The organism is Bdellovibrio sp. HCB288, from assembly GCF_047305935.1.
Taxonomy (GTDB): domain Bacteria; phylum Bdellovibrionota; class Bdellovibrionia; order Bdellovibrionales; family Bdellovibrionaceae; genus Bdellovibrio.
In genome coordinates, this window is sequence record NZ_CP178619.1 from 2,960,576 (window position 1) to 2,981,533 (window position 20,958).

Consider the following 20,958-nt stretch of genomic DNA (forward strand, 5'->3'; position numbering starts at 1 on the left):
TATGGCAGAGAATACAGGGGAGATTCACGCGATGCAATTTATTAAGACATTTGTATTCTGTTTTATTTTGTTCTTTTTTTCGCTCTCAGTCAGCGCGAAGGAGGCAAATGCAGATTTCATCCATCCCGAGGACCTCTACTCTCATAAAATTCAGCCTATCTTCGATAATCGCTGCCTGTCTTGCCACAGCTGTTTCAATGCCCCTTGTCAGCTGAATCTGCAAAATTTTGAAGGGTTTGCCCGGGGTGCGAACAAACTGAATGTCTATGATGGCACTCGGATGGACAGTGTTCTTCCATCGCGCATCTGGGTTGATGAAAAGACCACGGAAGCCTGGCGGACCCGGAGGTTTTTTACGGTTCATACCTCAGCGGACCCTCAGGAAAGCCTCTTTTTCCAAATGCTTAATATGCGCGCAGTCAATTCAGCATCTGTTAAAGAGCAGGTTCACGAAAGCCAAATCTGTGCTGCAAACATGACTGAGCTTGAAAACTTGAAAAAGACTCAGCCGCAGTTGGGAATGCCCTATGGACTGCCGGCCTTAAACAACGCGGAGCTCGAAACAATTAAATCGTGGATCACCAAAGGTGCTCCCGGTCCCGGTAAAGAGGCCCTGAAAAAAGCAAGCAAGCCATCTGAAAAGCTGCATCCGCAAATTGTCGACTGGGAAAAGTATCTGAATCATTCCGGACTGAAGCAAAAGTTGATCAGTCGTTATCTTTATGAACATTTGTTTTTGGCGCATATCTACTTTAAGGAAGAGCCCCGCGAGTTCTACAGACTGATCCGTTCAAAAACGGCCTGCGAAAAACCGGATGAGATTGCCTCGCGGAGACCAAATGATGATCCCGGAGTTAAAGGATTTCAGTATTGCCTTGTGCGTTTCCCAGGAACTATTGTCGCAAAAACTCATTTGCCCTACGAGTTTTCAAAACAAAAGCTTGCGCGCTATAAGCACCTTTTCAATGATTCTGAGTGGGATATCGAAAAGCTGCCTTCCTATGAGTCTGGTGTCGCAGAAAATCCTTTCCTGGCGTTTCAAAGTATCCCTGTGAAAAAGCGCTATGAGTTCCTGCTTGATGATGCTCAATATCATGTGGCGACCTTTATCAAAGGACCGGTGTGTAACGGCTCCATGGCGGTTAACTCCATTCAAGAGCAGTTCTATGTTTTCTTCTTAAATCCCGAAGCCGACAAAATGGTGCTTTCACCAGAGTATGAAAAGCGCGCCACTCCGTTATTAAAAATGCCAGGTCAGTTTGGATCAGACGTTAAGTTTTCATCAGCGCCCGGGGACCTTGGGGAAATTGCGGATTTCCGGGAGGCTTATCGCAAACTGCGCAGCGAGGAATTAAAAAAAGCTCGTCCCAATGGCTACACCTTGAATGATATCTGGGATGGTGACAACGCCAATCCAAATGCGGTGTTGACGGTCTTCAGACATGATCAAAATGCGGTGGTGATGAAAGGCGCAGTCGGGGACTTGTCCAAAACTGTTTTCGTTTTGGATTATCCGTTGCTGGAAAGACTGGTTTACAACCTGGTTGTGAATTTTGACGTCTTCGGGAACGTGGGGCATCAGCTTTTAACCCGCGTTTACATGGATATGATTCGCATGGAGGCCGAGGAGCTTTTCCTAAGATTTCTGCCGCCCGAGCAGCGACTTGAGTATCGTCGCAAATGGTATCAAGGCGTTTTGACCAGTGCAAAGATGGCCTATATCTTTCCACCCGTGGGCTCGGCAGAACCCACAGGAGTGCGCTTTACCGAGTCGACGGAAACCAAACGTCAGATGGTTGAGAAGATTCTTTTTTACCGAATGAATGAAAAAGTTCGCGGTCCCGTGGATCCGATCAACTGGCGAGTTGTGGTGCCGCCTCAGAGTGCCAAGCTTAAGGTGCAGGCAAAAGGCATGGATGAGCAGTTCCGTAAGATCTCTTCCATCAAGGCACAGGGTAAATCTCCCTTTGCACGCTACTTTCCTGATGTGGCCTATGTCATGGTTCATCCGAAAGAGAGTGCTTCCCGGGTCTATACGTTGATTCACAATAAGGAACACGAAAACGTTTCCTGGATTACGGCGGAGAGTCTGCGTATGGCGCCGAAAGAGGACACCCTGACTATGCGAGAGGGTTTTTGGGCCTCATATCCCAATATGATTTTTGAACTTAGTGAAAAACAATTGCCGGAATTTACGCGGCAAGTAAGCCAAATCAAAAATGATAAAGACTATGAGGGTCTTGTGAATAAGTGGGGTGTTCGTCGTCAGAATCCTAATTTTTGGAAGTCCTACGATGAGTTGCAAAAGGCCTATCTTTCCTACGATCCAGTCGACGCAGGATACTTGGATCTAACCCGCTACAGCCTCTAGAGGTACGGACACACTTGCTCCAGGTTTTACTGGCACTTGGAGCAAAGACCAAAGAAGTCCAAGCGGTGGGAGACAGATTTGTAGCCCATCTTTTCAACCATCTGGATGTGTTGATCCAGGTCGCAGATGTGCAGGGCTTCCACGCGCTGGCAGCTGCGGCAGATGACGTGATGATGGTGGTGGCCGGATTCCAAAGTCAGTTCAAAGCGGGCCACGCCATCACCGAACTCCAGGCGATTCACCAGGAGGGACTCTTCAAATTTTTTAAGAATACGATAGATGGTTACGAGGTCCGCGCCGGCGTCTTTACCGCCGATTTTTTTAAAAATTTCGTCAGCAGAAATAGGCTCTGGGTGATGCAAAAGAATCTTTAGCATCTGACTGCGTTGCTGGGTGAGTTTCATCCCGGCTTTGCGCACTCTTTCTTCCAGAGTGTCAATATCGATATTTTTACGTTCCTGACTGCATTTGCTCACGGGGGCAAGATAGCCGAACTTCAGCTAAAAAGCCACCCCGGGAAATTGGAATACATTAGGATTTCTTGGATCTGAGGACTGAAAGGGCGTTTAAACCGTAATGGGTGTAACAGATGGCTGCAAACACCGGCAAAAAGAACAGGGCAAAGGGGATATAAGAAAATATTCCAATGATCAGGCCCATGCCGAAGAGGGGTTTTGCCTCAGCGGACTCGATAGCCTGGCGTTCTTCCTCGCTCGCATAGTCCTGCAAGACATCATACAGGAAAACTTTTTTATTAAGCCACGAAGTCAGACTTAACGGGACCAGAACCGCTCCCGCAGGTAAGAGCCACAGGGGTAGGGTGACACAAAACCAGAATATAAATAAAGCGGAAGTATAGGCGGTATTCCACAAGCTGCCCATCAGGGATCCACCGTGCTTTTTCTCTAAGTGCGGATAGTCCTTTTCGGCGATCCATTTTAAAGCCACCGGCAAAACAAAAACTGAAACAAATATCAGTGCCAGCAAAAAGCAGGCAGGGATAAACAACAGCACCAGTACAATAGCGGCGACCGCGTCGACATATCCACCCCAACCGGTGAAGTCATGCAGCCACTGGAAAGGCCAAAGACCTTGCAGAAATCCTTCAAGACCCACGGTCCAACTGCCCCAGTAAAAGAAAAAAACCATGAAGACTGCAAGGACCGCCAGAATGGGCGGGACGAACGTCAGCAAGAGCAGACGAAAACTAAACAAAGACTCAAAAGACCTGCGGAAAGTTCTGATAATCTTGTGCATGTAAGTATCTTTCCTCTTTTAATTTCCCGGTGCAAGTGTTTCAATCGGGTCTATGAGAAAAACAATTTATCTATTCAGGCACGGTCAAACAGATTGGAATTTGCTTCGTCGTATGCAGGGCCATTCCGATATTCCGTTGAATGATGAAGGACGCAAACAGGCTCTCAGTCTGCAGGATTTTTTCGCAAGCCATCCCGTGGAAATGATGTTCACCAGTGATCTAATGCGCGCGCAACAAACCGCCCAGATCGCCAATGAAAAAATAAGTGCGCCTACTTATGTCTCTGAAAAGTTTCGTGAAGTATTTCTGGGTGACATCGAGGGTATGACCCAGGATGAAATCAAGGAAACTCACGGTGAGGACAGCTGGCTACGCTGGACTTCCCATGAAATTAAGAATTTTTCCTTCACCTATCAAAACGGTGAGAGTGCCCACGATGCAATTGGACGCTTCGGTGATGGTTTGCTGGAAATCTGTAAAACACACAGCTTTGCAGCAGCGGGACTATGCACGCACGGTTTGATGCTGAAAAGATTCCTGCATTCTTTGCGCCCGGATCTGCTCGAGCCCCTGCCGATCCCCAACTGCGTCGTGTACCGGATTAATTGGAGTGCTGAACAAGGGTTTGAGTTTTCAATTTAAGTCCCTATTGCAAGCGAGGCAGACGCATCACGAATGTGGTGTGTTCTGCGGCGCGATCCAGAAACAAGTCCCCTTTGTGAGCCTGGATGATTCCGGTCGAAATACTCAGTCCAAGGCCGGTACCTTTGCCCAATTCCTTGGTGGTGAAAAACGGCTGCATGATTTTTTCAGCCACGTCATCGGGAATGCGCGGGCCAGAGTCGATAACTTTGATATCGATAAAATCAAAATGCTCTGCCGCCTCGACGCGAATCCATTTTTCCTCTGAGCTCTGCGCGGCATCGAAGGAGTTGTTCAAAAGATTCAACAACACCTGTTCGATTTGAATCAGGCGGCATTCGATCTCAAAATCCTCATCGATATTTCCAATCTGCAGCTCGACTTCGTGATTGTAAAAGCGGGTGCGGCAGAATTCCAGGGTCTCATCTATCAGGCTTTTTACGCTGACCAATTCAAAGGGATCTTTATCTCCTTCACGGGAAAACGAGCGCAATGATTTGATAATACGCGCGATTTTGTCAGCGGTTTTACTGATGCTTTCTGCGGCCTGTTTGATTTTTTCCGGATCTAAATTTCCTTGTTCCACCATTTGCTGCAACTGAAAAGAGCGCGCCTGAATGACGGTCAGAGGATTATTGATCTCGTGCGCAATTCCCCCGGACATTTCCCCCAAGGCCGCCATTTTTGCGGTGGAGACCATTTTCGCCTTGGACTCCTCAATTCTCTTTTCTGATTGAACTTCCCGAGTAGAATCCCAGGCCACTCCAAAAAAAGGCGCACCGGGGCGGGATTCGTTTTTTCGACCATACATCGTGATGTGATGAATTGAGTTATCGTCATGCCGAACCCGATAGTTGATTAAAATTCCTGGATCGTTTCGGTTGTAGGAGTCATAGAAATGAGTCGTTGCTGGCTCGCGGTCTTCGGGAAGAATGCGACGGCGATATGTTTCCATGGGATCGTCATTGGGCTCTTCGCCGTGCAGCTCAAACATGCGGCGATCCCAAGTGGGAATGGCATTCACAACGTCCAATGAAAATGTCGCCATCTTTGCAGCAGACAATGAAAGATTTAATGTATTCAGTGTTTCTGCCAGTTGTTCTTCGTGGGCTTTTTGATCATCGATGACCGCAGCAATCCCGACAACGCTGATAGGTACACCTTTTTCATCCCGTTTGAAGATGATGATACGGTCGTCAATCCAGTGGTACTGCCCCCAGACATCTTTGAAGCGATATTCAAAGTGCAGGATCTCGCCGTCGACCATTTTATTTAACACGTACTCGCGGGATTTTTCCAAAGCGGGGAGGTCATCCGGGTGCATGACGGTGGGCCAATAGTTTTGTCCCATGGCAATGAGTTGTTCCTGGGTCCAACCGAAGCGACTTGCAACATTCTCGTTAAACCAAGCCATCGTGCCTGCCGGAATATCAAACAGGTAAACAGCACTGGGAAGGACTTCAAAAACCTGTTCCACCAAAGTTTTTGTGGACGATTTATCCGCGAATTGTTGCTGGTTCTTTTCGGAGTTCAAATCTTCATCTGCCATAGTGATTAAAATCATACTCGAAATGGCGCATAACGCAAAATGGCTAAATCCTAATCAAACCTTAACAATACTCTAAAAATACCCCGTGATAGATTTCTAACATGTTACAACTGCTTACTTTTTTAGCAACTTTGACTTTGTCGTTCAACTTTGTATCACCGGCTTACGCTCAGGTGCCCGTGATCCGTATCGACGGCTCAAGCACGGTCTTCCCCATCACGGAAGCCATGGCTGAGGAATTTCAAACTATGAAGCGCGGTAAGGTTCGCGTGACCGTGGGGATCTCCGGGACCGGTGGTGGCTTTAAAAAATTCTGTCGTGCTGAAACCGACGTGCAAAACGCCTCCAGACCCATTCAAACAGCTGAAATCAAAAAATGCGAGGAGCAGGGAGTTCGTTTTCTTGAGCTACCTATCGCTTTCGATGCGACAGCCATTATCGTGAGCCCCAAGAACACTTGGCTAAAATCCATCACCACAGATGAGCTTAAAAAAATGTGGGAACCCACGGCCCAAGGAAAGATCCTGTTGTGGTCTGATGTGAATCCGGCATGGCCTAAAGAAAAAATGAAATTGTTCGGCGCCGGATCTGACTCCGGAACATTTGATTACTTCACCGAAGCGATAATGGGGAAGTCCAAATCGTCACGCGGCGATTATACAGCCAGTGAAGACGATAACACTTTGGTGACTGGTGTCGCGAACGACATGAACGCCTTAGGTTACATTCCTTTGGCCTATGCCGAAGAAAATATCAAAAAGCTGCGCATTGTCCCTGTGGTGGGTGGTCCTAATTCGCCCAAGAAAAATGAACCTGTCATTCCAGGTCGCAAAACGGTTGAAAGCGGGGAGTACTTCCCTTTGTCCCGCCCGGTTTTCATTTATGTGAATGAAAAGTCTTTGGCGAAAGCCGAAGTTCTGGAGTTCACAAATTTCTTTTTGCAAAACTGTCCAACCATCGTTCCTGAAGTGAAGTATGTGGCGTTACCTGCTGCCGCCTACAAAATCGGACAAGATCACGTGAAAGCCAAAAAGGTGGGCACCGTTTTCGGCGGGCACACTGAAATTGGTGTGAAGGTCGAAGACCTGATGAAGCGTGAAAGTGCGAAGTAAGAAGCAGTCATCGTGAGTAAAAAACAATTAAAGAAATTATCTGAATTCACCTCGGCGAACCACCCTGTTCGCCGCATGCGACGTTTGAAGGAAGCTTTGATCGAAAGCATTCTTTTCCTGGCGGCGGCAAGTTCGGTGTTCGTTACTATGGGTATCGTCGGAATTCTGGTAACAGAAAGCATTCCGTTCTTTAAGCACGTCAGTTTTTGGCAGTTCATCACGGACCCTGAGTGGACTCCTTTGTTTGAGAACGCCCACTACGGCATCCTGCCTTTGTTGTGCGGAACATTCTTAACGACGATCATTGCGTTGTTGGTGGCGATTCCACTTGGGACAGTGGCAGCAGCCTTTCTTAGCGAGTACGTGCGCCCCAATGTGCGAGAAGTTCTTAAGCCCGTTCTGGAAATGCTCGCAGCTGTTCCTACAGTGGTATACGGATATTTTGCCCTGTTGTTTGTGACGCCTCTTCTGCAAAAAGTATTTCCATCCATGGGTGGCTTTAACGTTTTGTCAGCGGGATTGGTGATGGGTGTGATGATCATTCCTTACATCAGCTCATTGAGTGAAGACGCCATGCGCTCGGTGCCAAGTCATTTGCGTGAGGCTTCATTTGCAGTGGGTGCTTCGCGCATTCAAACAGCGTTCCGTGTTGTGATTCCAGCTGCATTTTCCGGTATCACTTCAGCCTATATTTTGGGTATTTCTCGTGCTTTGGGCGAGACCATGGTTGTTGCCATCGCCGCCGGCATGCAGCCGAATCTGACTCTGAATCCCTTGGAGCCATCGGCCACGATCACGGCTTTTATCGTGCAAGTGAGCTTGGGTGATCTTCCTCACGGATCCATTGGTTATCAGTCAATCTATGTCGCCGGTTTAAGTCTGCTGTGTTTGACATTGTGTTTTAATGTTATTGGCCTATGGCTTCGTAAAAAATTTCAGGAGAAGGAATAGATGGAATCAAGACAAGACCTTCTATCCAATATCAAACGCCGTCAGATGTGGGACTTTTGTTTCGCGCTTGCGGGGTTGATGGCTTTGATGTTTGCCCTCGTGACTTTGCTGGCCTTGATTGTGGATCTGGCAATCACCGGTGTGCCGCGAATTAATTTTGATTTCTTCACAAACTTCCCATCTCGCTTTCCGCAAAAAGCGGGAATCTTGTCGGCTTGGATCGGCTCATTTTGTATCATGCTGACAACAGCTTTTTGTGCTATTCCCTTGGGCGTGGCTGCAGGTGTTTATCTTGAGGAGTACGCCAAGAAAAACTGGGTTTCCAGTTTGATTGAGCTCAACATCGTAAATCTTGCAGGCATTCCGTCGATCACCTATGGATTGATGGCGCTTGGCTTGTTCGTTTATAAACTGAAGCTGGGGCAAAGTATTCTGACCGCAGGTTTGACGCTGGGATTGCTGGTTTTACCAATCATCATCGTGACCACTCGAGAAGCCATTCGCTCCATTCCAAATATCATCCGCGAAGCCAGCTATGCGATGGGTGCCAGTAAATGGCAAACGATTCGCTATCACATTCTGCCGTACTCTTCTGGTGGTATTTTAACAGGAGTGATTATCTCCCTGTCTCGCGCCATAGGCGAAACGGCGCCATTGATTACGATTGGTGCTTTAACGTTTATTGCGTTTTTGCCGACATCTCCAATCGACACTCATCTGCCATACTTAAATTTCAAATGGCTGATGGATCCCTTTACAGTGATGCCAATTCAGATGTTCAACTGGTTGTCCCGCCCGCAGGCAGAATTCCACGTGAATGCTGCAGCAACGGGGATCGTATTGTTAGTGATGACCTTGGTAATGAACGGCGGCGCCATCTGGCTCCGCAGCCGCTTCCGCAAAAAGATGAAGTGGTAAAAGGTACGGACTTACTTTCTCCGGTTTTCTGAGTGTGCCAGGAGTGACTGGTTAGTTTGGCGAAATCCAAACTGAATTTAAAATTTTGATTTAGTAAGATAGGATACTTTATGAGCAACGAACTAGTGCTAAGAGCAGACGTTAAAAACCTGATGTTCTCCTATGGTGAAAAGAAAGTCTTGAACGGGATTACTCTGCCAATCTACGAAAATCGTGTGACCGCACTTATCGGTCCTTCTGGTTGCGGGAAGACGACTTTGCTTCGTTGCTTTAATCGCATGCACGATCTCTACGCCAATGCTCATTATCAGGGGGAGATCACTTTGCATCCGGATGGAATCAATATCCTGGGTAAAGAAATCGACCCGATGGAAGTCCGCATGCGTATCGGTATGGTATTTCAAAAACCAAATCCATTTCCAAAAAGTATCTATGAAAACGTTGCTTACGGGTTGAAAGTCCGCGGCGTAAAGAAAAAAGCCTTCATGGAAGAGCGCGTGGAAAAATCCCTGCAGCAAGCCGGTCTATGGACTGAGGTGAAAGATCGATTGAACTCATCAGCTACCGCTTTGTCGGGTGGTCAGCAGCAGCGCCTGTGCATTGCTCGTGCGCTGGCAACTGAGCCTGAAATTTTATTGTTGGATGAACCGACCTCTGCGTTGGATCCAATCTCCACTCGTCATATCGAAGAGTTGATTCAAGAACTTCGTAAAGATGTGACTATCGCGATCGTCACTCACAGTCTGCATCAGGCCGCCCGTGTTTCTGACTACACGGCCTTTATGTATTTGGGTGATCTGATCGAATTCGGGGGGAGTGATCAGGTGTTCACGAATCCCAAAGATCAGAAAACCGAGAACTACATCACCGGCCGCTTCGGTTAACCCGGAGCGGTGAAAAAGGTGCCATCGACTGCGTTGTCGAGTCGCGCCTTGCTCTTCGGCGTACTTGGAGTACGCCTGCGTGGCAGTCGCGCCTCTCCGCCTTGCGCTGACACCTTTTTGACCGCTCCTGGTGTTTTTGGCTTCGTTTGGTTGTCTTTGGTTTTGCGTTTGGATGGTTTTTACTATCTATCTATCTATCTATCTATCTATCTATCTATGGCGCCGCGCAGAACCGATCGGTTTTGCGGTGCGCACAAAAATGGTTCAGATATTATTGGTTGGCATGGAATTAGCCTTTTCCTCTTCAAAAAAGGAGGAAATCATGGAAATTCATACCCTCAGCGATTCAGAGGTCGAAACTCGGCTAAAATATTTGACGCGTAAAGAGCGTGAACTGTTACACCTAGTATTGGTTCATATAAAGGAAATCGAAACACGACGAATCTTTCTTCTGCGTGGCCATGGAACTATGTATGACTACCTCACGAAAGAACTTTACTACTCCGGTTCTGCGGCGATGAGGCGACTTGAAGCATCTCGTATTTTAAGAGACGTACCCGTTGTGGCTGAAAAGATTCATCAAGGCACCCTGAATTTGGCTCAATTGTCTGAATTATCACGGGCAATCAAAGAAAAACGCAAAGACGGGGTTGAAATAAGTGCGCAGCAAAAAAGTGAATTAGTCGAGATGATATCAGGTAAAACAACCCTCGAAACTCAAAAGGAAATCGCTCAAGAACTGCAAATCAAACTTAAGAAACCCGAACAGGTTCGGGTGCAGCGGGATGATTCTGTTCATGTTGCGTTGACGTTCACGCGCACTCAGCATGAGACCGTGATGCAGGCTAAAGATAAGGCGGCCCATCTCCTTCATGAAAACAAAAAAGATCATTCTCTGTCGTCATTTTTTGAGATTCTGTCCCGAAGCTATATATCTGGAAAAATGAAATTGGCGGCAGCAAGAATGTCGGGCTTTGACCAGGCAACGTCCAAGGGCCTGCAGGCGATGAATGCATCTCCCGAGTTATCTCCCAAAACGATCACCCCCAGACTGCGTTCACTGATCCTGGCACGCGATCAAAGCTGCCAATACATAGACAAACAAACCGGCAAAAAGTGCGGTAGCACCTACGGGCTTGAAGTTGATCACCGACAGGCGCAATGGGCCGGGGGAGGACATGCTGTCACTAATCTGCAAGCCCTGTGTTCCGCCCATAACAAGTTCAAGTATCAGCAAGAGGCGAGCATTCAAAACAAAGAATAACCTAAACGACGACTTCTTTCTTTTCCATTCGCACCACACGGGCGCAGCTTTGGCAGATTTCCGTCATAGGCCAATTTAAATCAGCCTTGGCGACTTTGATTTCAGTGCCACAGTGAGGGCAGGTGGTTTGGCCGCTTAAAACCTGACCTTCTGATTTGTAACCTTTGCGAGCAAAGAAGAATCCCAGAAAGAAAAACAGCGGAACCAGTACAAAGTGAAATACCGGAATCAGCACCGACAGCAAAGACAGCCCCCACCATAGTGCAAGCTTCTTTAATGCCGTTCTGGTTTTCTCAGCCGGATTAAATCTATTAATTTCCAGATAGCCCGTAGTGCGGCGTTCATCCATGACATTTGATTCGATTTCTATTCTTTCACTCATTCCCAAAGTCTACTCCTGAGTTTTGTGAATTGATATACGCGCCGTTTCGATGCGCCCAGCCATCACTAAGGAAATCTGTTTTGCGACAAGGATTCGGAACTTTCATTCCTGTAACTCCTCTTTGGTTTTTCCATCCATTAACGTCATTTTTTGTCGGGATGGACAGGAGTTCTTATGAAGCAACTACGAATGAAAACCGCTCTTGTGGGACTATCAATATTTTCAATGCTCGGCGGGGCCCAGGTGCACGCTCAGTCTCAAGGTGGCAACACCGATGCCTCTGCACCCGATGTGCTTAATCGATCCACGACAACAATCTCAGAAGAAGCAGAAGCTTTTCTAAAAAAAGGCTTCTTCGATTTCTATTCTGAAAGCAGTTACTACTACGAATACGACTTCGTGACCGATTCTCGTCTTCGCTACTATCAGCCAATCACTGAAATCGGGACCGTGGGTTTGTCTGCCTACATGGGCGCAAACATTCAATACCAATCTCCCGGGGCTCTTTCCAAGTATTACGATAACACCGTGAACCCCAACGTCGGATTGCAATTTCAATTCTATCCCGGAGTGAAGCTGCAAACGCAAGTAGGGTATCGCACCCTCATGTCGATGGATGGGCAGGAGCCCGTCAGTACCTGGGACCCGCGCGCAATTCTTAGTGCAGGACATTTGCAAATGTGGGGGATCACTCAGAACTTTACCGAAGGTTACCTTGAATCCGCTTACGTGCCCCGTATCGATCCCACGCCAGTGTCCCTTGTGTGGCTTAAACAAGGCTACCGTTGGTTTGCGGGCGGCACCATCTCCATGGATGCTTACGGCGAGATTTATCAAAGAGTCAGCAATAACAATGATCTCGGACCTACAATCACCGAATGGCGTGCCGGCGGTCGTGTGACCTGGGCTGAAAAATCGTGGAGTGTCAGCGCTTTGATGTATCATCCGTTTCAAAAACACACGACCAACGGTGAACTTGAAGGATTGCTTGCAGTGGGAGGGCAGTTCTAATGTGGTTGGGATTTGATGATTTATTTTCAGGCCTCACCATCATGGTCGTGATTGCAACCACGCTGTTTATTCTGGACGATTTGTTCATTGATTCAGTGGCGCTGGTGAAGCGCTTAAAACCCTTGCGTCTGCCGCTGAAGTCACTGCGTCGAATGAAAGGACTTCCACAAAAGCACATCGCCATCATGATCGCCAACTGGAAAGAATATGAAGTCATCGGCCCGATGATTCGTGGAAACGTGCGCGGTATTGACTATCAGAACTACACATTCTTCCTGGGTGTTTATCCCAACGACACGGAAACCTGGCAAGAGGCCGCACGCCTCGAAAAAATGTATCCTGAAAAAGTCGTCGTCGTAGTCAACTCCCAGCCAGGCCCTACCAGCAAGGGGCAGATGCTGAACGAAATCGCCAAAAAAATTATTGAATCCGAACAGTCCTCGGGCAAAAGCATGGATTTGTTGTTATTGCAGGACTCAGAGGACGTCGTGCATCCGCATGCCTTCACTCTTTTAAATTATTACAGCAATCAGGCGGACTTCATTCAGATTCCCGTGTTCTCATTCGATGTTCCCAAAACTTCCCTGGTCGGGGGCGTGTACATCGATGAATTCAGCGAGTCGCATACCAAAGATCTTCTGGTGCGCCAGGCGATGGGTGCGGCAATCCCGTCGGCAGGGGTGGGTACTTGTATTTCCAGGGAATTTGTTAAGACCATGATGGCTCAACAAGAGGGCCAGCTCATGAAAGAGGATACACTGACCGAGGACTATCATTTGGGAATTATCGCTAAACCCCTGGGGTTTAAATCTCACTTTGCTTGCGTAGAGATTGTTCATGACAACGGGGAGCGGGAATTTATCGCGACTCGTGAATACTTTCCGAATCGATTCTCTGCCAGTGTCAGACAGAAATCCCGCTGGACTTTGGGGATCGCCTATCAGGGCCTGGCGAATATTCAGTGGCATGGGGGTTGGGTGGATCGCTACTTCCTGCTTCGTGATCGCAAGGGGCCTGCGTGCAGTATTCTGACTGTTCTATCCTTGGTGGTTCTTCTGGGTATGATTGGCATTGCGATTTCTGGGTTTGAAATACCGGCCATTCTGCGCACGGAGGCCTTCGCCTTTTTGCTGGCCTTCAATGCGGCTGCGATGATTTTAAGGATCATCCAAAGAATGTTGGCTGTGCATCGGGTGAATGATTTTAGCCAGGCGACCATGGTGCCCGTTCGTTGGCTTGTGGCAAATGCTGTGAATGTCCTAGCAAGCTTAAAAGCGCACCGTCAGTATCGTGAAAGTCTGCGCACAGGCAAGCGCCCCGCGTGGATTAAGACGGATCATCAGATGCCGGCTCATTTTGGAGTCGAAACGCCGGATTCAGTCGAGGTGCACATAAAATGAGGACGCTTTTCTTCTTTGGCTTTTTTCTGCTGTCTGCCACTGCGATACTCGTCGCGGTAAAGATTTCGCAAAAGACCGAGGAGAAATGCATTGCCGTGGTTTATGACAGCTCCAGAAATATCACTGGAGTTAAGAAAATCTTTGAACAGTTTCCGGACTTTCAAAAAGTCATGATTGAAATGAGCACGTACTCCAGTGGGGAGCTGGAGCGCTGTCAGGCAAGTTTCATAGTCAATTCCGAGTTCGACAACCAAGTTCCTAAAAGACTGATCGAGGACTATTTAAAATCCAAGCGACGTGTGGTGTGGATGGGATACAATATCTGGACCTTGGGGGATCAATTAACTCGCAAATTGGGTCTTCGTTACATGGGATCGTTTTCCAAGGTCAGTTTTGATCGTTGTCGCTACTTCTATAAGGGTCTTAGCAATCGCTGCACGGAGGCCGGTCTGTCCATGCATCCCGAAACGATTCCCACCAATGAATTGCAAATTCAAATCATGGCTGAAACCCGTATTCGCGAGCGTGAGCTGACTCCTTACCTCGTGCGCTCGCAAAATCTTTATTATCTGGCGGATGTGAACTTCGGAAATGTCTTTCAGGAGTTTTTAGGGGAGTTCGTCGGGTCTCCTCCGCGCAATAAGCTGATTCATCTGCAAACTGTGGCTGGTCCAGGCTAATAAGTCCTTGAACCTGGTTTCAGGGTTTCTTAGAATATCTAAATGTCATCATTTCATTCTGATAAATATTTTATTCGCGAATCTGTTTTTAACCTGGTCGAGTTATCATTGCTCGCGCGCATGTACGAAGAACACTGCGTTCCTTCTTCGGGCGGAAATCTGAACAAGCAATCCCTGTCACAGACTTTGCTTAAGATGAAAGCGACCGAAGGCAAGGGTCATCTGCGCGTGGTGATTCACGATACAGATCCTGTCGGGTTTTACTGGAACTATGACGGAAACGAAACCCTGTGGGTGCATCCCACTCACAGAGCCGAAGGTGTCGAGCAGGGTCTTCGCGGATGAATCTTGATTTCTGGCGCGATCGCCGGGTTTTCATAACCGGTCACACGGGCTTTCGCGGCAGTCATCTGGCTTTGGCATTAAAGAATGCCGGAGCCCTCGTTTTTGGCTACTCTTTGCCACCAGCCACCAATCCAAACTTTTTTGAAGTCGAAAACATCGGCCAGGGCATGAACTCCACCTTTGGGGATGTGCGTGATGCCGCCGCATTAAAGGCGGCCCTTGAGTATTCCCAAGCCGATGTGGTCTTTCACTTAGCCGGAGGCGGGGGGCTGCGCGATTCCTGGGACCGCGTTAGTGACACGTACTCTTCGCAAGTGATGGGCTCTATCAACTTACTAGAGGCTTTGCGTGAAACCGCGACAGTTCGTGCTGCGGTCCTGATGTCTTCGGATAAAGTTTATCGCCCGCAAGCGGGTGTTGCACTTATAGAATCCGATCCTGTGGCGGGAAGTTCGCCTGCTGCCACGGCAAAGGCCTGCACGGATTTGGTATTAGAATCCTATTTGCAAAGCGTGTTTGCGCCCGAAAAATACAACAAACATAAAATCGCCTTGGCTTCCGCTCGCATGGGAGCCGTTATCGGTGGCGGTGATTTTGCCAATGAAAGTTTAATCTGGCAGCTGGCTCAAGCCACCCAAGGCGGTTTGGATTTGCCTTTGAAAAATCCCGATTCCATTCGTCCGTGGATGCACGTGGATGACGGTGTCAGCGCGCTGCTGGCGCTTGCTACAGCATTGTTCGAAAAAGGGCCACAAGTCTCAGGCGTTTGGAATTTCAGCGTGGGTGCCGATCACCAGCTGCCTGTGGGGCAAGCGGTTCAGATTTTTAAGGCAAAGTATTCTGGCAGTCCGGTTCAAAGCTTCGAGCTGTCCACCAAGGGCTCAAAGCACGGCCTTCTAAACTGCGAAAAGGCCCAAGCCGAACTTCAATGGCAATCCCAAATCTCAGCAGAGCAGGCTCTGCAAAAAACGGCAGAGTGGTATCAGCGGTATTTTGCATAAGCCGTTTCTAATTGAATTCGAACATTAAGCCCCGCACTGCGGGCCTGGTCTTCCATTGCACGTGTGGCAAACGAAATAGGGCTGTAGCCCATGCGATTTGCAAAGTCCATGGCCCGCTCGATGGACACAGGTCTACGACCTTTTTCGATGTCACAGAGGTGGGCTTTTGAAACTTTCAAAATCTTAGCGAGCTCCACTTGGGAAAGTTCATCGCATTTACGTAAACCCGAGATCATTTGTCCAAACGTGATAGGTCCGCGATTCAGTTTTTCAAGCAACCGCCGTGCCGAGCTTTTTTTAATAGTCATGTTTGTGTACCTCCTCAATTTGAATAAATGCAACCGAGTCATCGATAATGATATAGATGGCTCTATAGCTGCGATTAAGTCGAATGGATCTTTGGCCTTGGCGCTTTCCCTTTAAGGTTTCGTCGTGAAACCCGGGTATTTTGCGCACATTTTCTAATCCGATTAACTCTACGGAGAGAATCCATTCATCCAGTTTCGAGAGTATGAATACGGGGACTTTCGCCAGATCCTTTTGGGCTGATCTGGAAAGAACAACCTTGGTGATCATACTAAAAGTACCCTTTTTAAGGGTATCATAGAAGTACAGCATTTAAAAACGATAATTGCCTTTGATTTGTGCATGTTGTGCCTAAATGCATTTAAAAGGCCGAGGTCGGTTCAAATTGAACAATATATAGGAGATGCGGCAAACCGAGAGCCGGAGAATACAATGTGAACGCGTTGCCGCATCCGAATCGGATGTGGCAATGGCAATTACTTAATATACTTCTTACGAATCTTCAGGATTTCCCAGAGCACGCGAAAGATCTCGCGGCTGATTTTTACTTTTGATCCGGGTACATCTCGCCATTTGGTGACGGGATACTCAATAACGTTATAGTTTTTCAACCGCAGTAAAATCTCGACGTCAAAGACCCACTTGCCGATAAACTTTTCGCTAAAGGCGGTTTGGATAGTCGAGGGTTTAAATAACTTTGCCCCGCATTGAGTGTCGTAGCTTTTCACATGCAAAAGCTCACCAATCAAAGTGGCAAACCCACGGCCCAAATAGTGGCGCAAAGGTGACCTGCGCACATCGGCGCCCAAGCGATAAACGCGACTGCACCAGACTGAATCCACCTGACGATAGTGAGTGGCATATTGGATCATCTTCGGGACTTCCGAAAGTGGAGTCGCCAAATCCGCGTCCCAAAACCCAATCCAGGAGTCATCATCAAAGCTCACTTTTTTCTGAACTTCGATCATTCCCTGGCGCACGGCCTCGGCTTTGCCACTATTTTTAGCAAGTTTAATCAGATGAATGAACGGATACTTTTTAGAAGCTTCCTCGATAATCGCAGCAGTGCGATCTTTCGAGCCATCATCGACGAAATAAAACTCAATTCCCATAGAGTCACCCTGAACAAAGGCGTCCAGGTCGATGCGTTCTTCTTCGTTATAGCAGGGGACGATGAGTGCGATCATCACTCTATGATTCATTGAGTTGTAAGAAAGCACAAGGAAGGTTTGTCGGCCCTCTAATTGATGCAAGGCGAAAACCATAGCGAGTGTTGGATTCCTACGAAAGCTCTTCTATAGTTTCGCTGCAATGTTATTTAATTCGTACTCTTTCTTATTTCTGTTTTTGCCGCTCACGTTGTTGGGCTATTATCTGATCACGAAAAAGAATCTGCAATTGTGGTTTCTGTTTTTCTCAAGCGTTGTGTTCTATGCTTATTGGAGCAAGACCTACGTTTTCCTGCTGCTGTTTACGGTGGTTCTGGATTTTTACCTGGCCAAGGCCATTTACTACGCCAAATCACAGCGTGCGCGAAAAGCGTTGCTGCTGACATCGGTGATTTGTAATCTCTCTATTTTGGGATTCTTTAAGTATTATAACTTCTTCGCTGAATCTATGAATGGACTTTTTCAAAGTGCTGGAGTGTCGCAGACACTCCTTCCTCACTTAGCGTTGGTGCTGCCGATTGGTATTTCCTTCTATACCTTCCAGTCGATGTCCTATGTGATCGACGTCTATCGTAAGACTTCAGATGCTCACGCTAACTTGTTGGAATTCGCAGGCTATGTGACTTTGTTCCCACATCAAATTTCAGGTCCGTTGGTTCGTCACAATGTGATTGTTCCCCAGCTCGAGGCCAATGAAACTTATGTATTCAAGTCCGAAAACTTCTGGCGAGGCTGTTACTTTTTTATCTTTGGATTGACCAAAAAAATGCTGATCGCCGATCGCATTGCCATAGTCATTGATCCGATGATTGGCAGCATGGCGCAACTTTCAACGGGTGAGTCCTGGCTCGCGATGGTGGGTTACACCATGCAGCTGTATTTCGATTTCAGCGGATACTCCGACATGGCGGTGGGCCTGGGGTTGATGATGAACATCCAGTTCCCGCAAAACTTCAACTCTCCTTATAAGTCCAAATCAATCACTGAGTTCTGGCAAAAATGGCATATCAGTTTGTCGGCATGGTTGCGGGATTATCTTTATATTTCACTTGGGGGAAATCGCGCAGGAAAGCTTAAAACCTATCGCAACTTATTCCTGACCATGGCGATCGGTGGTCTGTGGCATGGTGCTGCTTGGACTTATGTGGTTTGGGGCTGCTTCCATGGTGGGTTATTGCTTGTCGAAAGATTCTTTACCAATCGCGGTTGGGATTTGTTCAAGTTTAAATGGCTCAAGTGGGTATTGACGTTCCTGGCTGTGAATGTGGCTTGGGTGTTCTTCAGGTCTCCAGATATGCACACGGCGATGCTGTGGCTGTCTAAAGTCTTCATGGTCGAGGGGCCGGTAAGTTGGGATATCATGTATATCGCGACCAAACATAAAGACCGATTCTTCGCAGCCCTGGTTATTGCATTGCCCGTGGCCTTGTTTGCGCGCAATACCTGGGAAATCAAATTCAAACCCACCGCCTGGCGCGTGGCTTTGCTCGCATTTATGTTCGTGGTTTGTTTAACTTATATGGGCGAGGAATCACCGTTCCTCTATTTCCAATTCTAGGGAGGGGTCATCATGTCGTCACTTAAAGCCCTCTATTTGCTTTTGACTTCGATTGTGGTTTTGTTGGGTGGGATTGCGTTGTTTAATTATCAAGCGGACCCGCAGTGTTTTTACAACTGTCCTGAAGTAAACCTGCAAAGATCAAGTTTGAATATTTACTACAAAACAGCCCAGACGATTTTGGCACATCCTGAAACTGAGCAGGTGATTCTTGGTTCTTCTCGGGCGCAAACCACTCCGCCTCAATGGGTAGAACAGGTGACTGGGTTAAAAACAGTCAACGGTGCCTCCGAGGGTGCCGAGGTCATGACTAAAATCATCTTTAGCAATCTGGCCAAAGAGAAAACCCAATTGAAAAGAGTGATCTGGTTTGCCGATTATTTTGAACTGGTTTCGGAAAATATCGATTCAAGAATTAAGAATACTGAAGCACTTCGAAAATATTTACCTGCTGCAAGCACGCATGAAAATCCGTGGTTAAGGGCTTCGCAGTGGCAATCTCTTATTGATCACAATACCCTTGAGGCATCCCTTCATCATGTGAACAATAAAAAGTCTTTCACGGTTACTCAAGGTCCTGGTAGTGAGATCTATGAACGTTGTATGGATCCAGGATTTAAAGGTAATGAGTCAGTCGAGAGTCTGTCGCGCGAAGTTCAGATGCTTTATCAGAACTATGTGAACGGACCTATTAAGGCTGCGCAAAGTGAAAATGCCTGGAAGCTTTTTGTGGACCAAATAAGATCCTTGGCTGATAACGGCATCGAAGTGGTTGTCGTAGTGATCCCTTATAATCCTGTGTTTCTGGCAAAGCTAAAAGCAGAGCATCCAGAAATATATAAGCGCCATGTAGAGTGGATTCAGAAGTTGAGCGAGCTTTCGCAGAATTCCAAAATCAAAGTCGTTAATGCCTTTGAGGGGATTCAAGGGGATGATGGTTCCCCTAAATTCTGGAATGATGGAGTTCACTTCACATGCTACGGTTCCATGCGCATGCTTGAGCCCGTATTGAAGGCGCTTAAGTAGTCGCTTTTATGATGGACTGATATATAGCGACTGTATCCTCGGCACATTTGTCCCATGTGAATTTAGCGGCTTGATTTCGGCCTTTCGCGATCAGGCTTTGTTTTAATTCTTCCGAATTAAATAGACGGATCAAGGATTGCGCAATTTCATTCGGATCGGTCGGGGATGCGTGTAAAGCGGCATCGCCAGTGATTTCCTTTAAAACCCCTTTATCTGAAGTAACCACGGGGCAACCCAAGCTCATGGCTTCCAACACTGGAATACCGAAACCTTCATAAAGACTTGGAAAAACAAACGCCTGGGCATTTTTAAATAAACCAGCAACTTGATTGTTAGGAACGTAGTTTAAATGCAGGACTTTGTCTGGATATGGGAACTGCAGCAAAGCTTCCTTGATTTCGTTTTCGCCATAACCCCAAGTTCCTGCCAGTACCAGTTTCAAATCGTATCCTTGGTCGCAAAGTATCTTAAAGGCATCGAGGACTGCTGTCGGGTTTTTACGTTTTTCCAAGGTTCCCAAGAACAAAAGATACTTATCAAGCTTTTCGACTTCGGATGGCGCTGGCGGTGGGTATGTACGATCACAACCTAAATAAGTAACATGGGTTTTATTTTCAAGCTCAGGGAAGTGCTTTAAAACTTCAGATTTAGTGAATTCGGAATTTACGATTACGGCACTTAGCTTTTTATTTAGAACCTGAGTTAGTTCTTTGATGCCTTTGGTATAGAACGCTGGATTGTTGTAGGACTTTTCAAAAACGACCATGTCGTGAACGGTGACTGCGCGGGGCAGGAAAGAATTCATAAGAATCTTAAAATCAGGTCCGTGATAGAGGGCATTTTTTGCGCGAATTCCCGTCCACGGCAAGATTAACTGAATTTTTGTGCCTAAGAAGTGCTCAAGTTTCGCGCGTTTTTTGATGCGTGAAAGCTTTAATACTGGGATTACGTTTAGATCCGCTCGTTGGCGCAATCGCTCCCAAAGCTGAAGCATATAGACACCGACGCCAGTAACCTTGTCTGGATTTAGCGTGCTGATATCAAAGTAGATCGTCATTGGTGTTTGCTGCAAAGTGTTGTCCTTGCTCTAAATGGCTTCACCTATTTGGTAACATAGTGGTTAGGGCCTGC

The 20,958-nt window shown here is 47.3% G+C and carries 21 protein-coding genes; 14 read left to right on the top strand and 7 right to left on the bottom strand.

Translation table 11 applies throughout. From position 1 onward, the window contains the following. Positions 1 to 31: 31 nt before the first annotated feature. Positions 32 to 2,371: a fatty acid cis/trans isomerase gene (locus tag ACLVWR_RS14450; RefSeq protein WP_413581331.1), complete on the top strand. Its 2,340-nt coding sequence runs from the start codon at positions 32 to 34 to the stop codon at positions 2,369 to 2,371. 26 nt (positions 2,372 to 2,397) lie between these two features. Here the strand turns inward: ACLVWR_RS14450 and ACLVWR_RS14455 are convergent, their stop codons facing one another. Further along, positions 2,398 to 2,847 (bottom strand): Fur family transcriptional regulator, encoded by a 450-nt coding sequence (locus ACLVWR_RS14455; RefSeq protein ID WP_413581332.1) that lies wholly within the window; start codon positions 2,845 to 2,847, stop codon positions 2,398 to 2,400. Between the two features lie 55 nt (positions 2,848 to 2,902). Then, a complete protein-coding gene (locus ACLVWR_RS14460) occupies positions 2,903 to 3,628 on the bottom strand; it encodes an EI24 domain-containing protein (protein ID WP_413581333.1) in 726 nt (241 codons plus the stop codon). Between the two features lie 52 nt (positions 3,629 to 3,680). On the opposite strand from ACLVWR_RS14460, the gene ACLVWR_RS14465 reads away from it, so the two are divergent. Then, a complete protein-coding gene (locus ACLVWR_RS14465) occupies positions 3,681 to 4,271 on the top strand; it encodes a histidine phosphatase family protein (protein WP_413581334.1) in 591 nt (196 codons plus the stop codon). A gap of 4 nt (positions 4,272 to 4,275) precedes the next feature. Here ACLVWR_RS14465 and ACLVWR_RS14470 read toward each other — a convergent pair whose 3' ends face one another. After that, the gene (locus tag ACLVWR_RS14470) at positions 4,276 to 5,835 is read right to left on the bottom strand and encodes a PAS domain-containing protein (protein WP_413581335.1); all 1,560 of its coding nucleotides are present in this window, start codon (positions 5,833 to 5,835) and stop codon (positions 4,276 to 4,278) included. Positions 5,836 to 5,921: 86 nt separating this feature from the next. On the opposite strand from ACLVWR_RS14470, the gene ACLVWR_RS14475 reads away from it, so the two are divergent. From ACLVWR_RS14475 to ACLVWR_RS14495, 5 genes are all read left to right on the top strand, one after another. Then, entirely contained in the window at positions 5,922 to 6,932 is a 1,011-nt protein-coding gene (locus ACLVWR_RS14475) for a PstS family phosphate ABC transporter substrate-binding protein (RefSeq protein WP_413581336.1), read from the top strand. Between the two features lie 75 nt (positions 6,933 to 7,007). Next, positions 7,008 to 7,883, top strand: a complete 876-nt coding sequence (gene pstC, locus ACLVWR_RS14480; RefSeq protein ID WP_413583510.1) for a phosphate ABC transporter permease subunit PstC — start codon at positions 7,008 to 7,010, stop codon at positions 7,881 to 7,883. Further along, complete coding sequence (gene pstA / locus ACLVWR_RS14485; protein WP_413581337.1) at positions 7,884 to 8,801, top strand: phosphate ABC transporter permease PstA; 918 nt, start codon at positions 7,884 to 7,886, stop codon at positions 8,799 to 8,801. It abuts the gene before it with no gap. 110 nt (positions 8,802 to 8,911) lie between these two features. Further along, entirely contained in the window at positions 8,912 to 9,685 is a 774-nt protein-coding gene (pstB, locus tag ACLVWR_RS14490; protein WP_413581338.1) for a phosphate ABC transporter ATP-binding protein PstB, read from the top strand. 172 nt (positions 9,686 to 9,857) lie between these two features. Then, positions 9,858 to 10,949: an HNH endonuclease gene (locus tag ACLVWR_RS14495; protein ID WP_413581339.1), complete on the top strand. Its 1,092-nt coding sequence runs from the start codon at positions 9,858 to 9,860 to the stop codon at positions 10,947 to 10,949. A gap of 1 nt (position 10,950) precedes the next feature. On the opposite strand, the gene ACLVWR_RS14500 is transcribed toward ACLVWR_RS14495, so the two are convergent. After that, entirely contained in the window at positions 10,951 to 11,331 is a 381-nt protein-coding gene (locus tag ACLVWR_RS14500) for a hypothetical protein (protein ID WP_413581340.1), read from the bottom strand. A gap of 174 nt (positions 11,332 to 11,505) precedes the next feature. On the opposite strand from ACLVWR_RS14500, the gene ACLVWR_RS14505 reads away from it, so the two are divergent. Genes ACLVWR_RS14505 through rfbG form a run of 5 tightly spaced genes read left to right on the top strand, consistent with a single transcriptional unit; the run spans position 11,506 to position 15,768 of the window. Beyond that, positions 11,506 to 12,342, top strand: coding sequence for a hypothetical protein (locus ACLVWR_RS14505; protein ID WP_413581341.1), 837 nt, complete (start codon positions 11,506 to 11,508; stop codon positions 12,340 to 12,342). Continuing rightward, positions 12,342 to 13,742 carry a glycosyltransferase gene (locus tag ACLVWR_RS14510; protein WP_413581342.1) on the top strand — a complete coding sequence of 467 codons (1,401 nt, stop codon included), beginning with the start codon at positions 12,342 to 12,344 and terminating at the stop codon, positions 13,740 to 13,742. Before ACLVWR_RS14505 ends, ACLVWR_RS14510 begins: the two co-directional genes overlap by 1 nt. Then, the gene (locus ACLVWR_RS14515) at positions 13,739 to 14,422 is read left to right on the top strand and encodes a hypothetical protein (RefSeq protein ID WP_413581343.1); all 684 of its coding nucleotides are present in this window, start codon (positions 13,739 to 13,741) and stop codon (positions 14,420 to 14,422) included. The genes ACLVWR_RS14510 and ACLVWR_RS14515 overlap by 4 nt, the downstream gene beginning before the upstream one ends. 42 nt (positions 14,423 to 14,464) lie before the next feature. After that, a complete protein-coding gene (locus tag ACLVWR_RS14520) occupies positions 14,465 to 14,767 on the top strand; it encodes a hypothetical protein (protein ID WP_413581344.1) in 303 nt (100 codons plus the stop codon). Continuing rightward, positions 14,764 to 15,768 carry a CDP-glucose 4,6-dehydratase gene (rfbG, locus tag ACLVWR_RS14525; RefSeq protein WP_413581345.1) on the top strand — a complete coding sequence of 335 codons (1,005 nt, stop codon included), beginning with the start codon at positions 14,764 to 14,766 and terminating at the stop codon, positions 15,766 to 15,768. Before ACLVWR_RS14520 ends, rfbG begins: the two co-directional genes overlap by 4 nt. On the opposite strand, the gene ACLVWR_RS14530 is transcribed toward rfbG, so the two are convergent. Together ACLVWR_RS14530 and ACLVWR_RS14535 are read right to left on the bottom strand one after the other, a co-directional pair. Continuing rightward, positions 15,750 to 16,076, bottom strand: coding sequence for a helix-turn-helix domain-containing protein (locus ACLVWR_RS14530; protein ID WP_413581346.1), 327 nt, complete (start codon positions 16,074 to 16,076; stop codon positions 15,750 to 15,752). The genes rfbG and ACLVWR_RS14530 overlap by 19 nt on opposite strands. Positions 16,077 to 16,550: 474 nt before the next feature. Beyond that, positions 16,551 to 17,261 (bottom strand): glycosyltransferase, encoded by a 711-nt coding sequence (locus ACLVWR_RS14535; protein ID WP_413581347.1) that lies wholly within the window; start codon positions 17,259 to 17,261, stop codon positions 16,551 to 16,553. Between the two features lie 124 nt (positions 17,262 to 17,385). Here ACLVWR_RS14535 and ACLVWR_RS14540 point away from each other — a divergent pair, with 124 nt between their 5' ends. After that, complete coding sequence (locus ACLVWR_RS14540; RefSeq protein WP_413581348.1) at positions 17,386 to 18,801, top strand: MBOAT family O-acyltransferase; 1,416 nt, start codon at positions 17,386 to 17,388, stop codon at positions 18,799 to 18,801. Positions 18,802 to 18,813: 12 nt separating this feature from the next. Then, complete coding sequence (locus ACLVWR_RS14545) at positions 18,814 to 19,827, top strand: hypothetical protein (RefSeq protein WP_413581349.1); 1,014 nt, start codon at positions 18,814 to 18,816, stop codon at positions 19,825 to 19,827. On the opposite strand, the gene ACLVWR_RS14550 is transcribed toward ACLVWR_RS14545, so the two are convergent. After that, on the bottom strand, positions 19,820 to 20,899 hold the full coding sequence (locus ACLVWR_RS14550; protein ID WP_413581350.1) for a glycosyltransferase family 4 protein: 1,080 nt from the start codon (positions 20,897 to 20,899) through the stop codon (positions 19,820 to 19,822). The genes ACLVWR_RS14545 and ACLVWR_RS14550 overlap by 8 nt on opposite strands. Positions 20,900 to 20,958 lie beyond the last annotated feature (59 nt).